Consider the following 13,809-nt stretch of genomic DNA (forward strand, 5'->3'; position numbering starts at 1 on the left):
GTATTTTGTATAATCATATGAATTTAGAGTCTGCGATCATGGAACTCATTATAAATGCGGGGCAATCGAAGTCCTATGCTTTTGAGGCCTTATCATATGCAAAGAGAGGAGAGTTTGAGAAAGCAAAAGAGTTAATAGAAAAATCAAAGCAAGCTGCTAATAAAGCGCATGTGGTCCAAACTGAATTTATAGGTCTGGATGAAGGCTGTGGAAAATTACCTATAACTCTTATTATGGTTCATGCACAAGACCATATTATGACATCCATTCTGGCTCGTGAGTTAATAGAGGAATTAATAGATGTATATAAAAATAAAAACTAGCAAACTGTTCTAATGATATTCATTTTTTTAAAATGATAATATCCCCCAGAGCAAGTTTAAAAGATAAGCGTAGAATGATGTTTCCTAATTCTCTTTAAGATTCGCAATTTATATGTGTTTAATAATTACTACGCTTACGTACCACTCAGGTCCACTTCTGACACAGGGTAGTCGGCCTAATTAGATTTGGCTATGTACCTGAATGTGCCAGTTTATCTTTGGGTATAAGATTGCGTAGTCTGGTATCAGTCAGCATTTTTCGACCGATTATTACCATACACCATCAAAAACACTCAACATGATAGCGGACGTAATCCATGGCATTACCGATGAATCATCCCCATCAAAATACCACGGTCAAACCGTACCTGGCGTTGCCAGACATTGCTAAAAATGACTAAGCCAAAAACAATAAATATCCTCCGGCATAGCCGGAGGTTTTTCATATGCGCCTGTAAGGCTCTGTTACCAGCCGCGCCCTAACAGGCGCACCGCGATCTGACATTTGCATCTAACGATTACTTACTGCCCGTGAACGGGCTGCCCGGATAAGGGATTGACAGCTGTTCCCCCATTTTATCCTCTGCAAGCTGGTGCTTTATGTATTCTTGTATCCTGGCCGTATTTTTCCCTACCATATCAACGTAATATCCTCGGCACCAAAACTCCCTGTTTCGGTATTTGAACTTCAAATCCCCAAACTGCTCATAAAGCATCAGGCTGCTTTTTCCTTTCAGGTATCCCATAAATCCCGAGACACTCATCTTGGGTGGGATTTCCAGAAGCATATGGATATGATCCACACAGCATTCCGCTTCCAGAATATTCACGTTTTTCCATTCACACAGCTTTCTTAAAATACTGCCAATTACTCGCCGTTTTTCCCCGTAGAACACCTGTCTTCGGTACTTCGGCGCAAAAACCATATGATATTTACAGTTCCATCGCGTGTGCGCTAAGCTCTTTTCGTCCCTCATTGGGACCCCCTTTTGATTTCTTGTTGAACGTTTGCAGTTGCCAGACCGCAACCTGTTTTAACAAATCAAAAGGGGTTTTTATAACTGGCCCAAAGCTGAAAGCTTTACTGAACCCCCAGCCTAGCTGGGGGTTTTCTGTGCACAACAAAAAAAGCCCGCAGTTACGCGGGCTTAAGCTTGATTTAGTGCCTGTGAGCGCCAGACGTTTCTGGTTGGAAACTCATTCCCACTCAATCGTAGCTGGCGGTTTACCGGAAATATCATAAACCACGCGGGAAATACCGTTCACTTCGTTAATAATCCGGTTGGAAACGCGGCCAAGGAAGTCATACGGCAGGTGCGCCCAGTGTGCTGTCATGAAATCGATAGTTTCAACAGCGCGCAGAGAAACCACCCAGTCGTACTTACGGCCATCGCCCATCACACCAACAGAACGTACCGGCAGGAATACAGTGAACGCCTGGCTAACTTTATCGTAGAGATCGGCTTTACGCAGTTCTTCAATAAAGATGGCATCGGCACTACGCAGCAGATCGCAGTATTCTTTCTTCACTTCCCCCAGCACGCGAACACCAAGGCCCGGCCCCGGGAACGGGTGGCGATAGAGCATATCGTATTGCAGACCAAGCTCCAGACCAATTTTGCGGACTTCATCTTTAAAGAGTTCTTTGAGCGGTTCAACCAGGCCCATTTTCATCTCTTTCGGCAAGCCGCCCACATTGTGGTGTGATTTAATCACATGTGCTTTACCGGTTGCAGAAGCAGCCGACTCGATAACATCAGGGTAGATAGTGCCCTGGGCCAGCCACTTCACGTCTTCCAGGCGCAGTGCTTCTTCGTCAAAAACTTCAACAAACACGCGACCAATGGTTTTACGTTTGGCTTCAGGGTCATCAATCCCAGCCAGAGCAGTCAGGAAGCGCTCTTCTGCATTCACATGAACAATGTTGAGACCAAAACGGTCACCGAACATTTCCATCACCTGGCTGGCTTCGTTAAGTCGCAGCAGGCCATTATCTACAAACACGCAAGTCAGGTTCTCACCAATAGCGCGATGCAGCAGCATAGCCGTTACAGATGAATCCACCCCGCCAGACAGGCCAAGGATCACTTTATCTGAACCTACCTGCTCGCGAATGCGGGATACCGCGTCATCAATAATTCGCGCAGGCGTCCACAGAGCTTCACATTGGCAAATATCGCGTACAAAACGGTCCAGAATACGCTGCCCCTGGCGGGTGTGCGTTACTTCCGGATGGAACTGTACACCATAAAAACGTTTTTCTTCGTTAGCCATAATGGCAAACGGGCAACTCTCTGTGCTGGCGACAGTCACAAAGTCAGACGGAATTGCAGTGACTTTATCGCCATGGCTCATCCAGACATCAAGCAACGGGCGGTTTTCGCCGCTCAGGCTGTCTTCGATGCCGTGAATCAGGGCAGAATCCGTCATCACTTCAACCTGAGCATAACCAAACTCACGCTGATTAGAACCTTCTACATGGCCGCCTAACTGCATTGCCATGGTTTGCATGCCGTAGCATACACCCAGTACCGGTACGCCTGCCGTGAAGACATATTCCGGCGCACGAGGGCTGTTTTCTTCTGTGGTGCTCTCCGGGCCGCCAGACAGGATTATCCCGTTCGGATTAAAGGCGCGGATTTGTTCTTCTGTTACATCCCAGGCCCACAGTTCACAATAAACGCCCAGTTCACGCACGCGGCGCGCAACCAACTGAGTGTACTGAGAACCGAAATCAAGAATGAGGATGCGATGGTTATGGATATTTTCCGTCATTGACGCTAATTCCGAGGCAGAGAATAAAGAATCGCCCGGCACAATTGCCGGGCGTGAATAATCATGAGCCCAGACGGTAGTTCGGAGACTCTTTGGTGATGGTCACATCATGAACGTGACTTTCCTGAATCCCGGCACCGCTGATACGTACAAATTCCGCTTTAGTGCGTAATTCATCAATAGTACCACAGCCGGTCAGGCCCATACATGAACGCAGGCCACCCATTTGCTGATGAACGATTTCTTTCAGCCGACCTTTATAGGCAACACGGCCTTCAATTCCTTCTGGTACCAGTTTGTCCGCTGCGTTATCACTCTGGAAATAGCGGTCTGAAGAACCTTTGGACATAGCGCCCAGAGAACCCATCCCACGGTAGGATTTAAAAGAACGGCCCTGATAGAGTTCAATTTCACCCGGAGATTCTTCAGTACCTGCCAGCATGGAACCAACCATAACCGCACTTGCACCAGCAGCCAGCGCTTTCGCTATGTCGCCAGAGAAGCGAATACCGCCATCAGCGATAACCGGAATACCAGTGCCTTCCAGCGCTTCTACTGCGTCGGAAACAGCCGTAATTTGCGGTACACCCACACCGGTTACGATACGGGTAGTACAGATGGAACCTGGGCCAATCCCTACTTTCACTGCGCTGCAACCGGCATCTGCCAGTGCACGAGCACCCGCAGCCGTTGCCACGTTACCACCAATGATTTGCAGGTTAGGATATTTAGCGCGAGTTTCACGAATACGCTGCAGCACACCTTCAGAATGACCATGAGAAGAGTCAATCAGCAGAATATCAACGCCAGCTGCAACCAGTGCATCTACACGCTCTTCGTTGCCGGCACCAGCACCTACCGCCGCACCGACACGCAGACGGCCATGTTCGTCTTTACAGGCGTTCGGTTTACGTTCAGCTTTCTGGAAATCTTTAACGGTTATCATGCCGCGCAAATGGAAGCTTTCGTCCACCACCAGCGCTTTCTCAACACGTTTTTCATGCATTTTAGACAACACAACATCGCGTGACTCGCCTTCACGAACCGTAACCAGTCGTTCTTTCGGCGTCATATAAACGCTGACAGCCTGGTTCAGGTCAGTCACAAAGCGGACATCACGCCCGGTGATGATCCCGACCAGTTCATTATCGGCCGCCACAACCGGGTAGCCCGCGAAACCATTGCGTTCGGTCAGTTCTTTTACTTCACGCAAGGTGGTGGTTGGCAGAACGGTTTGTGGGTCAGTAACAATGCCGCTTTCGTGTTTTTTCACCCGGCGAACTTCTTCTGCCTGGCGTTCAATGGACATGTTCTTGTGGATAAAGCCAATCCCACCTTCCTGAGCCAGTGCAATAGCAAGGCGCGCTTCTGTCACGGTGTCCATGGCAGCAGACAGCATAGGAATATTCAGGCGAATGGTTTTCGTCAATTGAGTACTGAGATCTGCAGTATTCGGCAGGACAGTAGAATGAGCGGGAACAAGGAGAACGTCGTCAAACGTCAGTGCTTCTTTAGCGATACGTAGCATGGCAATATCTCAACCTGGGATGAATGAGAACAGATAAAATATTGCCGCGGCATTATACAGAGCATAAAGGGTGGCGGCTACATTTTTTTACTAAAAAGTCTTGCCTTCACCGACAGGCGGGTTACTATCGACTGAATAACTTGCTGATTTAGAATTTGATCCAGGTCACATGTCACAGTTTAATTCTCCATCAATTTTTTCTGTTAGCCGGCTGAATCAGGCAGTGCGCACGTTGCTGGAGCAAGACCTTGGGCAAATTTGGGTCAGCGGTGAAATATCCAACCTTTCGCAGCCCTCTTCCGGGCACTGGTACTTCACTCTCAAAGATGACAATGCCCAAGTGCGTTGCGCTATGTTTCGCAACAGCAACCGTCGTGTCACTTTCCGCCCACAACACGGGCAACAAGTATTAGTGCGAGCCAGTGTCACTCTCTATGAACCCCGTGGGGACTACCAGCTTATTGCAGAAAGCATACAACCTGCTGGTGAAGGTTTGCTGCAGCAAAAATTTGCTCAGCTCAAGCAACGTCTGGCTGATGAAGGCTTGTTTGACCCGGCTCTCAAGAAACCGCTTCCTGCGCCGGCAACCTGTGTTGGTATCGTGACCTCAGCCACCGGGGCGGCCTTGCAGGATATTCTGCACATTCTCAAACGGCGGGACCCGGCATTGCCGGTGGTTATTTACCCCACAGCCGTTCAGGGGGCAGATGCCACCGGGCAAATAGTGCGGATGATAGAACTGGCCAATAAACGGGCCGAATGTGATGTTCTGATTGTTGGCCGTGGCGGTGGTTCACTGGAAGATTTATGGTGTTTTAACGAAGAAGCGGTGGCGCGGGCTATTGTGGCAAGCAGCATCCCGGTCGTTAGTGCAGTCGGCCATGAAACCGACATCACCATTGCCGATTTCGTTGCCGATTTACGCGCCCCTACCCCTTCCGCAGCCGCCGAAGTTGTCAGCCGTAACCAACAAGAACTGGTGCGCCAGCTCACCAGCCAGCAACAGCGGCTGGAAATGGCAATGGATTATTATATTGCGCAGCGCCAGCAGCATTTCAGCCAGTTGCGTCACCGCCTGGAGCAACAGCACCCACAGTTGCGCCTGGCTCGCCAGCAAACACGGTTACTGGCTCTGCGCCAGCGCCTGTCTTCCGCGCTGGAAACTCGCCTGAAACGCGGCCAGTTGCAACAACAACGCCTTAATCAGCGTTTACAGCAGCAGCACCCCGGCATGCGGATCCAGCGCGCCAGCGCTACACTGCAGCAGGCAAACTTCCGTATGACCCAGGCAATTCGCAGCCAGTTAGGGCAAACCCGTGAGCGCTTTGGTCTGGCGGTTACTCATCTGGAGGCTGTCAGCCCGTTAGCAACGCTTGCCCGCGGTTACAGCGTGACTGTCACCGGGACAGGTGAAGTGGTTAAAGCGGTTACCCAAATTCAGGCTGGCGAGACCTTAACGACCCGGCTCAAAGATGGCGTGGTACAAAGCCAGGTTACTGCGATTTCCCCGGTCAAGAAAGGCCGCCAGCGGGCACGTAAAACACCGCAGGATTAACCGGCTGCAGGTTGCCACTCCACGCGCTTTTTGGAAATCAGCCCGTGGCCGTTCTGGCAGAAATAATCTATTGCACCGCAGGCTTTCAGGACTTCAAGCGGTTTATGGCATTCAGGGCACAACGGCTGTAACACCATAGTTTTATGGCATTTCTCACACACCCAGTGTTCACCCTGTTGGGTGCATTCACCCTGGCATTCGGGGCAACGATACTCCATTTATACTCCCTGGTTATTCTGTATTTCTGGTGGTAGTTTACGCGCCCTGGCCTGCCTGTTCAGTAACATTTTGCGCTGCAAAAGCTTAAAAAAATACAGCACCCACAGGCACTGTATTTTCTGGTTCAATAAACAATATTCGACTGCTTATTTGCTTTTCTTAATGTGCTGAATCAGACGCTTACGCTTACGCATTTGTGTTGGGGTCAGCGTATTGCGCTTATTCGCATACGGGTTATCGCCTTCTTTAAACTGAATACGAATCGGCGTGCCCATGACTTCCAGTGACTTGCGGAAGTAGTTCATCAGGTAGCGTTTGTAGGAATCCGGCAGGTCTTTCACCTGGTTGCCGTGAATTACCACAATAGGTGGGTTGTAACCACCTGCGTGGGCATATTTCAGTTTCACACGGCGACCACGCACCAGAGGTGGCTGATGATCGTCTACTGCCATCGTCATAATACGGGTCAGCATGGCGGTGCTCACACGTTTTGTGGCGCTGTCATAGGCTTCGCGTACTGATTCAAACAAGTTACCCACACCACTACCATGCAGGGCGGAAATAAAGTGAACCCGGGCGAAGTCAATAAAGCCCAGGCGGTAATCCAGAGTTTCTTTTACCTGCTCACGTACTTCCTGACTCAGACCATCCCACTTGTTCACGACAATAACCAGTGAACGCCCACTATTGAGGATAAAGCCCAGCAGGGAAAGATCCTGGTCTGAAATCCCTTCGCGGGCATCAATAACCAGCAGCACTACGTTCGCGTCTTCAATCGCCTGCAGAGTTTTAATCACCGAGAATTTCTCAACGGTGTCGGTGATTTTGCCGCGTTTACGCACACCCGCGGTATCTATCAACACGTATTCACGCTCGTCACGTTGCATCGGGATATAAATACTGTCACGCGTGGTGCCTGGCATGTCGTAAACCACAACCCGGTCTTCACCGAGAATACGGTTAGTTAGTGTTGACTTACCCACATTAGGGCGGCCCACAATGGCCAGTTTGATAGGTAAAGACTGCGGGTCAAAATCATCCTCTGGCTCTTCTTCCGGTTCACCGGCTTCTTTTGCCGCCAGAGCAGCCCAATACTCCGCATCTTCATCAACAGGCTCAGATGGGCTGACATCTTCCATCCAGGGCAGGAGAACCTGTTCGAGCAGGCTGGTAACACCACGGCCATGGGCTGCAGCAATAGGGACAATTTCCCCCATGCCCAAAGCATAGAAATCCGTAACAGCCTGGTCCGGATCAATACCGTCAGTTTTGTTTGCGACGACAAAAGTAGGCTTCTCACGGCTACGCAGGTGTTTGGCGATGGCTTTATCGGCAGGCATCAACCCCGCGCGAGCATCCACCATAAATAACACCACATCCGCTTCTTCAATTGCCAGAAGTGATTGTTCTGCCATCAGCGTTTCTACGCCGTCTTCAGTGCCGTCGATGCCGCCAGTATCAATTACAATGTACTCGCGGCCTTCAATTTCAGCGCGACCATATTTACGGTCCCGGGTTAATCCAGGGAAATCCGCCACCAGTGCATCGCGGGTGCGCGTTAAACGGTTAAATAATGTGGATTTACCCACATTCGGGCGCCCGACCAGCGCGACCACAGGTATCATTTTCAAAGCCTCATAACTTAAAAAAAACCAGCCAGGCACCACCCAAAAAGTGCGCCTGACTATAAACAGGAAACGGCCCCTGGCGAAATCAGGAGCCGTTTAGCTGATATCACACCCGGATAGTTTAGCGGGTTATGGCATATAACGTGCCATCTTTAGCCTGAATCAGCAATTTACCATCCGCGACAATCGGATTGGTCAGGAAGCCTGAGCTGTCCACTTTCTGTTGTGCGACGAAGTGGCCATTGTCAGGGTCTATCCAGTGCATATACCCTTCGCTATCGCCCACAACCAGGTAGCCATTATACAACACTGGCGCAGTCAACAGGCGATGCAGTAAATCACTCTGTGTCCACTGGGTAACGCCACCATCAGTGCTCAAAGCCAGTACACGGTCATTCTGGTCAACCATGTAGATACGACCAGCGTCAACAACTATGTTATTCACTGAACCCAGGTCGCGTTTCCAGATTATCTGGCCGGAACGCAGGTCAAGTGCTGTCAGGTTACCGTTGTATGCCAGCGCATAGATAACTCCGTTAACGATAACTGGCGTGGTATCGACGTCACTCAGGCGATCGATCTCAGTCGGCCCGGTAGCCTGCGAAATGCGTTGTTGCCAAATCATCTGACCTGGTTGCAGTAATACCGCGGTAACACGGCCATTATCGCCACCAACAATCGCAGCACCGTAAGCTGTAGCAGGTGCAGACTCGCCACGCAGTGTCAGCGAAGGCATATCCAGGTTTACAGTCCATTTGATGGCACCACTGTTTTCATCCAGTGCCTGCAACATACCGTTACCTGTGTGAATCAGTACTACGCCATCACTCACAACCGGACTGGATAGTGCTTCACCAGCCACTGTCGTCTGCCAGGCAACGCTGCCGTCGGAAGTATTCAGCGCATAAACTTTCGCTTTTTCACTCCCCACATAAACATGACCACCTGCCACAGTCAGGCCACCAGAAAGCAGAGCGGGCAGGTTACTGGAGAAAAAGCCTGTTTTTTCTGACAAGTCAACCGACCAGACTTCTTTGCCGTCAGATTCACTGAGCGCTTTTACACGACCATGACGGTCTGCGGCATAAACCACGCCCGCATCTGCTGTCGGGTGAAGGTTTGAATAATACTTGCCAATACCGCTTCCAACAGAAACATCCCACACAGTAGAGGGTGTGAACTGATTTTCAACGGTGGGCAGTGGGGACATTTTCACTACGTCTTCCTCACCGTTAAACAGTGAGCACCCACTCAGCAAAGTAACAGACAGCAGCCCTGGCAAAACTAATTTACGCAATTGCATCGGTGCCCTCTCAGCTGGACAAATTATTCATTTTCATTTGCATTATATTACGCAGTGCTGGCGAAGCATCTGCAATGCCCACACCTTTGCTCCACGCTTCGCGGGCAGATTTGGTATCGCCTTTACTTAACAGTGCATCGCCTTTGATGTCAGCAACCATGGCACTCCAGCCAGCACCTTTAATGCTGCCAAGTGTTGCCAGCGCATCATCAGCCTGTTTTAACTCCACCTGAATACGCGCCAGACGCAAGCCAATCAGTGCCTTAAGGTTTTCATCAGAGGTATCAGCCAGCCCTGCCTTCAGTTGTGCGGCAGCATTGGCAAAATCCTTTTTGTTGACGAGTTGTTCTGCTACATCCAGTGATGCCAGAGCACCATAAGTGCCTTTATTATCAGCGACAAATTTTTCCGCAGCAGCAAGGCTGCCAGGTTTATCCGCTTTCAATGCCTGAACCGTGTTCTGATACACCATAGATGACTCACGGGCGGAGTCCACCTGGTGGCTTGCCCAGTAACGCCAGCCTACCAGTGCACCAATACCTAACACAACGCCGACAGCCAGCGCTTTGCCGTTCTCGATGAAGAAGCGTTTGACTGCTTCAACTTGTTCGTTCTCGTTGTCGTAAATCTCCACGCAATCCTTCTCCTTAACGATAAGTTACCGGGATTAGCCCAGCAGCGTTTTCAAATGGCCAGCCACGTCACGTTGAGAAACGGTTTCCTGCTCGCCTGAACGCAAATCTTTCACCACGACTTGCTGGTTTGCGACTTCATTTTCACCCAGAACCAGCGCAACCTGTGCGCCCCATTTATCTGCCCGGGCAAATTGCTTTTTGAAGTTCCCGCCACCGTAGTTGGTCATCAGTTTACAGCCAGGCAAGCTGTCACGTACCTGCTCCGCCAGTTGCATTGCAGGAGACTGGGTACCATTGCCAGATGCCACCAGGTAAATATCGACAACAGAATCTGCAGTAAATTCCGGGTTAACTGCCTGAACCAGCAAAACAAGACGTTCCAGCCCCATAGCGAAGCCAACAGCAGGCGTCGCACGCCCACCCAGTTGTTCAACCAGGCCATCGTAACGCCCACCGGCACAGACAGTCCCCTGGGCTCCAAGACTGTTGGTTACCCATTCAAAGACAGTGCGGTTGTAGTAATCAAGGCCGCGCACCAGGCGCTGATTGACGGTATAGCCGATACCGGCGTCGTCCAGGAAAGCACACAAACCGGCGAAATGTTCACGAGATTCTTCATCCAGATAGTCGCCCAGCGCAGGCGCATCGTTTAACAGAGCCTGAACTTCCGGGTTTTTTGAATCAAGAACGCGCAACGGGTTGGTATACATACGGCGCTTGCAGTCTTCATCCAGCTTATCTTTATACTGTTCCAGATAAGCAATCAGTGCATCACGGTAATTTGCCCGGGCTTCCAGCGAACCAATGGAGTTCAGCTCAAGGCTGACATGCTGGTCGATACCCAGTGCACGCCACCAGCGCGCCGTCAGCATAATCAGCTCAGCGTCAATATCCGGCCCCTGAAGACCAAACACCTCGGCACCTAACTGATGAAACTGGCGATAACGCCCTTTTTGTGGACGCTCATGGCGGAACATCGGCCCGATGTACCACAAGCGCTGTTCCTGATTGTACAGCAGACCATGCTCGATACCGGCACGCACACAGCCCGCCGTACCTTCCGGACGCAGTGTCAGGCTGTCGCCATTACGATCCTCGAAGGTATACATCTCTTTTTCAACCACGTCGGTCACTTCGCCAATCGCGCGTTTGAATAGCGGTGTCTGCTCTACAATCGGCAAACGGATTTCACTATAACCGTAGCTGCCGAGCACCTGCTTTAATGTGCGTTCAATACGCTGCCAGATGGCCGTTTCGCCAGGCAGATAATCGTTCATGCCGCGAATGGCTTGAATATTCTTTGCCACGTTATCTCAGTTCCTGAATACAAAAAAATGAACCCGAACAACCCGGTTATACGTTGCCAGGCTGCTTTGTGGGTTCAATCATACACGGGAAGCATCAGGCTTCCCATGTTTTGTTATTTCTCAACTTGCTGCACGTCAATACGACGGCTTTCGTCCAGTACCGATGCTCTGGCGCGAATTTTCGCTTCGAGCTGGTCTATCATATTGTCGTTATCCAGACGGTCTTTTCGGACACCATCTTCGTAGAAACCACTTTTGCGGTTACCACCTGCGACACCCAGTGTTGAAGCCAGCGCTTCACCGGGCCCGTTCACCACACAGCCAATAATAGAAACATCCATTGGCGTGATGATATCTTCCAGGCGTTGTTCCAGCGCATTCACAGTGCCAATAACATCAAACTCCTGGCGTGAACAGGTTGGACAGGCAATAAAGTTGATCCCACGCGAGCGAATACGCAGGGATTTCAGTATATCGAAGCCAACTTTGATCTCTTCGACCGGATCCGCTGCCAGCGAAACACGCAGTGTGTCGCCAATCCCTTCAGACAACAGCAGGCCAAGCCCGATTGCTGATTTAACTGCGCCGCTTCTTGCTCCGCCTGCTTCGGTTATCCCAAGGTGCAGAGGTTGATCAATGGCCTTTGCCAGCAAACGATAAGCTTCTACAGCCAGAAAAACATCTGAGGCTTTCACACTGACTTTGAACTGATCAAAATTGAGCCTGTCCAGGTAATCAACATGACGCATAGCAGATTCAAGCAACGCCTGTGGTGTTGGCTCACCGTATTTTTCCTGCAGATCTTTTTCAAGGGATCCGGCATTCACACCAATGCGAATAGGAATGTTTTTGTCTTTAGCGCAATCCACCACCTGGCGAATACGCTCTTCATTGCCAATATTGCCGGGGTTAATGCGCAGACAATCCACACCATACTCGGCAACTTTCAGCGCAATGCGGTAATCAAAATGAATATCAGCAACCAGAGGAACGGCAACCTGTTGCTTGATGAGCCGGAAGGCTTCTGCGGCATCCATCGTGGGAACAGATACGCGGACGATATCCGCGCCAACACGCTCCAGCGCCTTAATTTGCTGTACTGTGGCGTCAACATCTGTGGTGCGGGTATTTGTCATAGACTGAACGGCGATGGGCGCACCATCGCCGACTGGCACATTCCCTACGTAAATCCGTTTTGATTTACGGCGCTGAATGGGCGCTTCGTTATGCATAAAAATCTCCGAAAACGCGACGTTACTGCACCTGAGTTGCAGAAGGTTCTGCATTAAGCGTCAGGCGGGCAACCTGGTTGGACCGGATATAGCGGCTCATATCAACGGGTTTACCCTGGAACTGAATAGTGACCGCACGGGGTGCGCCAATTTTCAGTTTATAGGGTGCCTTACCTGCCAGGTTTAAGGTGCTGTCTTTGTGTTGCAAGCCGCTGAACAATTTTTTGCCCGTTGCATCGGACACTTCCAGCCAGCAGTCAGCAGTGAAATTCATTACCAAATCACCACTGGCCGCAGGAGACGTGGTTGCCTGAGCTGCAGGTAATGAGCCGGAATCCTGGCTGGTTGTAGCAGGTGCGGTATTGGTTAAAGAATCGGTGTTCGCCTGCCCAGGAGAAACCACCGCCGCCGTATTATCGGCTGGCGCGGCACTGTTATCTGGCGCAGAAGCTGGCGTATTCGCCTGTGCCGGATCTGTGCCGGTGTTATCAGAAGATGGCGCCGGATTACCCTGCGCGGCAGCAGAGTTTCCATCGCTCCCTGCATTATGCAAAGGCACAAACTGCCCATTATCAGCAGGCGTATCACCCGGCGCAGCTGACTGATCGGCCATTGAATTAATTTCTGCCTGCTGTGCTTTATGGTTTTGCCACCACCAGGCGCCCGTCAGGCCAATAACAACCAGTAATACCAGCCAGGTAAAGCCCATCAGCCAGCCATCGCGCTTTTTACGGCTCTTCCCGATGGCATAACCTTTCATTGGCTGAACTTTAGCGGTTCTGATGGGGGCTTGTTTTGCCAGCGCAGGCAAGAGTTCTTCTTCCGGAACGTGGACGAGGCGGGCATAGGAGCGGATATAGCCACGGAGAAAGGTCGCAGCCAGATCCGAAGGCGCTTTATCGTCCTCGATATCCCGAACTGTAGAAACTTTCAAACACAGGCGTTCAGCCACAATTTGCTGGCTGAGTCCAAGTTGCTCACGTGCGGCCCGGAGGCGTTCGCCCGTGGTTTGTGCGATATTTTGTTCGTGAGTGGCTTCAGTATTCATTAGCTACAACTGCTGGTACTGTTTGAATGAAAAAATTGGCTCCGGCCAGCACTGTCACCAATAGCGACCTCACTGACCCGCGCCGCGAAATTACCTGTTGCGAAGTGTTACACCCCGCTCGCCCGAAACACCCAGCATACCCAGCGCCAGATAACTCTCTGGCTCATTACAACGGTTCCGGGCATATGCCCGCACCTTATCTGGATACTTTCTCACCAAATAACGCCTGCCTGGTGAGCTACGAGGCTAAACTGTT

General features: G+C 50.8%; 12 protein-coding genes. 2 read left to right on the top strand and 10 right to left on the bottom strand.

Features of this window, described 5'->3' with window-relative positions:
• Positions 1-17 precede the first annotated feature (17 nt).
• Entirely contained in the window at positions 18-323 is a 306-nt protein-coding gene (locus MPHASIOC01_RS14075) for a PTS lactose/cellobiose transporter subunit IIA (RefSeq protein WP_064595944.1), read from the top strand.
• A gap of 518 nt (positions 324-841) precedes the next feature.
• On the opposite strand, the gene tnpA is transcribed toward MPHASIOC01_RS14075, so the two are convergent.
• The 3 genes from tnpA to guaB form a co-directional block, all read right to left on the bottom strand.
• Complete coding sequence (tnpA, locus tag MPHASIOC01_RS14080; protein ID WP_064595947.1) at positions 842-1,300, bottom strand: IS200/IS605 family transposase; 459 nt, start codon at positions 1,298-1,300, stop codon at positions 842-844.
• Between the two features lie 220 nt (positions 1,301-1,520).
• Complete coding sequence (gene guaA, locus MPHASIOC01_RS14085; RefSeq protein ID WP_353612785.1) at positions 1,521-3,098, bottom strand: glutamine-hydrolyzing GMP synthase; 1,578 nt, start codon at positions 3,096-3,098, stop codon at positions 1,521-1,523.
• A 61-nt stretch (positions 3,099-3,159) separates the two neighbouring features.
• On the bottom strand, positions 3,160-4,626 hold the full coding sequence (guaB, locus tag MPHASIOC01_RS14090) for an IMP dehydrogenase (RefSeq protein WP_064595953.1): 1,467 nt from the start codon (positions 4,624-4,626) through the stop codon (positions 3,160-3,162).
• A 169-nt stretch (positions 4,627-4,795) separates the two neighbouring features.
• On the opposite strand from guaB, the gene xseA reads away from it, so the two are divergent.
• Positions 4,796-6,181 carry an exodeoxyribonuclease VII large subunit gene (xseA, locus tag MPHASIOC01_RS14095; protein ID WP_353612786.1) on the top strand — a complete coding sequence of 462 codons (1,386 nt, stop codon included), beginning with the start codon at positions 4,796-4,798 and terminating at the stop codon, positions 6,179-6,181.
• Here the strand turns inward: xseA and MPHASIOC01_RS14100 are convergent.
• The 7 genes from MPHASIOC01_RS14100 to rodZ all read right to left on the bottom strand — a co-directional run bounded on the left by MPHASIOC01_RS14100 (position 6,178) and on the right by rodZ (position 13,553).
• Entirely contained in the window at positions 6,178-6,399 is a 222-nt protein-coding gene (locus MPHASIOC01_RS14100; RefSeq protein ID WP_064595959.1) for a zinc ribbon domain-containing protein, read from the bottom strand. The genes xseA and MPHASIOC01_RS14100 overlap by 4 nt on opposite strands.
• Before the next feature lie 147 nt (positions 6,400-6,546).
• Positions 6,547-8,025, bottom strand: coding sequence for a ribosome biogenesis GTPase Der (gene der, locus MPHASIOC01_RS14105; RefSeq protein ID WP_064596096.1), 1,479 nt, complete (start codon positions 8,023-8,025; stop codon positions 6,547-6,549).
• A 124-nt stretch (positions 8,026-8,149) separates the two neighbouring features.
• Positions 8,150-9,331 carry an outer membrane protein assembly factor BamB gene (bamB, locus tag MPHASIOC01_RS14110; protein ID WP_353612787.1) on the bottom strand — a complete coding sequence of 394 codons (1,182 nt, stop codon included), beginning with the start codon at positions 9,329-9,331 and terminating at the stop codon, positions 8,150-8,152.
• A 10-nt stretch (positions 9,332-9,341) separates the two neighbouring features.
• A complete protein-coding gene (locus MPHASIOC01_RS14115) occupies positions 9,342-9,965 on the bottom strand; it encodes a YfgM family protein (protein WP_064595965.1) in 624 nt (207 codons plus the stop codon).
• Between the two features lie 33 nt (positions 9,966-9,998).
• Positions 9,999-11,273: a histidine--tRNA ligase gene (gene hisS / locus MPHASIOC01_RS14120; protein ID WP_353612788.1), complete on the bottom strand. Its 1,275-nt coding sequence runs from the start codon at positions 11,271-11,273 to the stop codon at positions 9,999-10,001.
• 113 nt (positions 11,274-11,386) lie between these two features.
• Complete coding sequence (gene ispG, locus MPHASIOC01_RS14125) at positions 11,387-12,505, bottom strand: flavodoxin-dependent (E)-4-hydroxy-3-methylbut-2-enyl-diphosphate synthase (protein ID WP_064595971.1); 1,119 nt, start codon at positions 12,503-12,505, stop codon at positions 11,387-11,389.
• 22 nt (positions 12,506-12,527) lie between these two features.
• Complete coding sequence (rodZ, locus tag MPHASIOC01_RS14130; protein WP_353612789.1) at positions 12,528-13,553, bottom strand: cytoskeleton protein RodZ; 1,026 nt, start codon at positions 13,551-13,553, stop codon at positions 12,528-12,530.
• Positions 13,554-13,809 lie beyond the last annotated feature (256 nt).

It is taken from the genome of Mangrovibacter phragmitis (assembly GCF_040429585.1).
GTDB classification, from domain to species: domain Bacteria; phylum Pseudomonadota; class Gammaproteobacteria; order Enterobacterales; family Enterobacteriaceae; genus Mangrovibacter; species Mangrovibacter phragmitis.

What these genes read in the sequence shown, in the direction of transcription:
- MPHASIOC01_RS14075 (WP_064595944.1), top strand. Translation starts at nt 18, where the DNA reads ATGAATTTAGAGTCTGCGATCATGGAACTCATTATAAATGCGGGGCAA.
- tnpA (WP_064595947.1), bottom strand. Translation starts at nt 1,300, where the DNA reads ATGAGGGACGAAAAGAGCTTAGCGCACACGCGATGGAACTGTAAATAT.
- guaA (WP_353612785.1), bottom strand. Translation starts at nt 3,098, where the DNA reads ATGACGGAAAATATCCATAACCATCGCATCCTCATTCTTGATTTCGGT.
- guaB (WP_064595953.1), bottom strand. Translation starts at nt 4,626, where the DNA reads ATGCTACGTATCGCTAAAGAAGCACTGACGTTTGACGACGTTCTCCTT.
- xseA (WP_353612786.1), top strand. Translation starts at nt 4,796, where the DNA reads ATGTCACAGTTTAATTCTCCATCAATTTTTTCTGTTAGCCGGCTGAAT.
- MPHASIOC01_RS14100 (WP_064595959.1), bottom strand. Translation starts at nt 6,399, where the DNA reads ATGGAGTATCGTTGCCCCGAATGCCAGGGTGAATGCACCCAACAGGGT.
- der (WP_064596096.1), bottom strand. Translation starts at nt 8,025, where the DNA reads ATGATACCTGTGGTCGCGCTGGTCGGGCGCCCGAATGTGGGTAAATCC.
- bamB (WP_353612787.1), bottom strand. Translation starts at nt 9,331, where the DNA reads ATGCAATTGCGTAAATTAGTTTTGCCAGGGCTGCTGTCTGTTACTTTG.
- ispG (WP_064595971.1), bottom strand. Translation starts at nt 12,505, where the DNA reads ATGCATAACGAAGCGCCCATTCAGCGCCGTAAATCAAAACGGATTTAC.
- rodZ (WP_353612789.1), bottom strand. Translation starts at nt 13,553, where the DNA reads ATGAATACTGAAGCCACTCACGAACAAAATATCGCACAAACCACGGGC.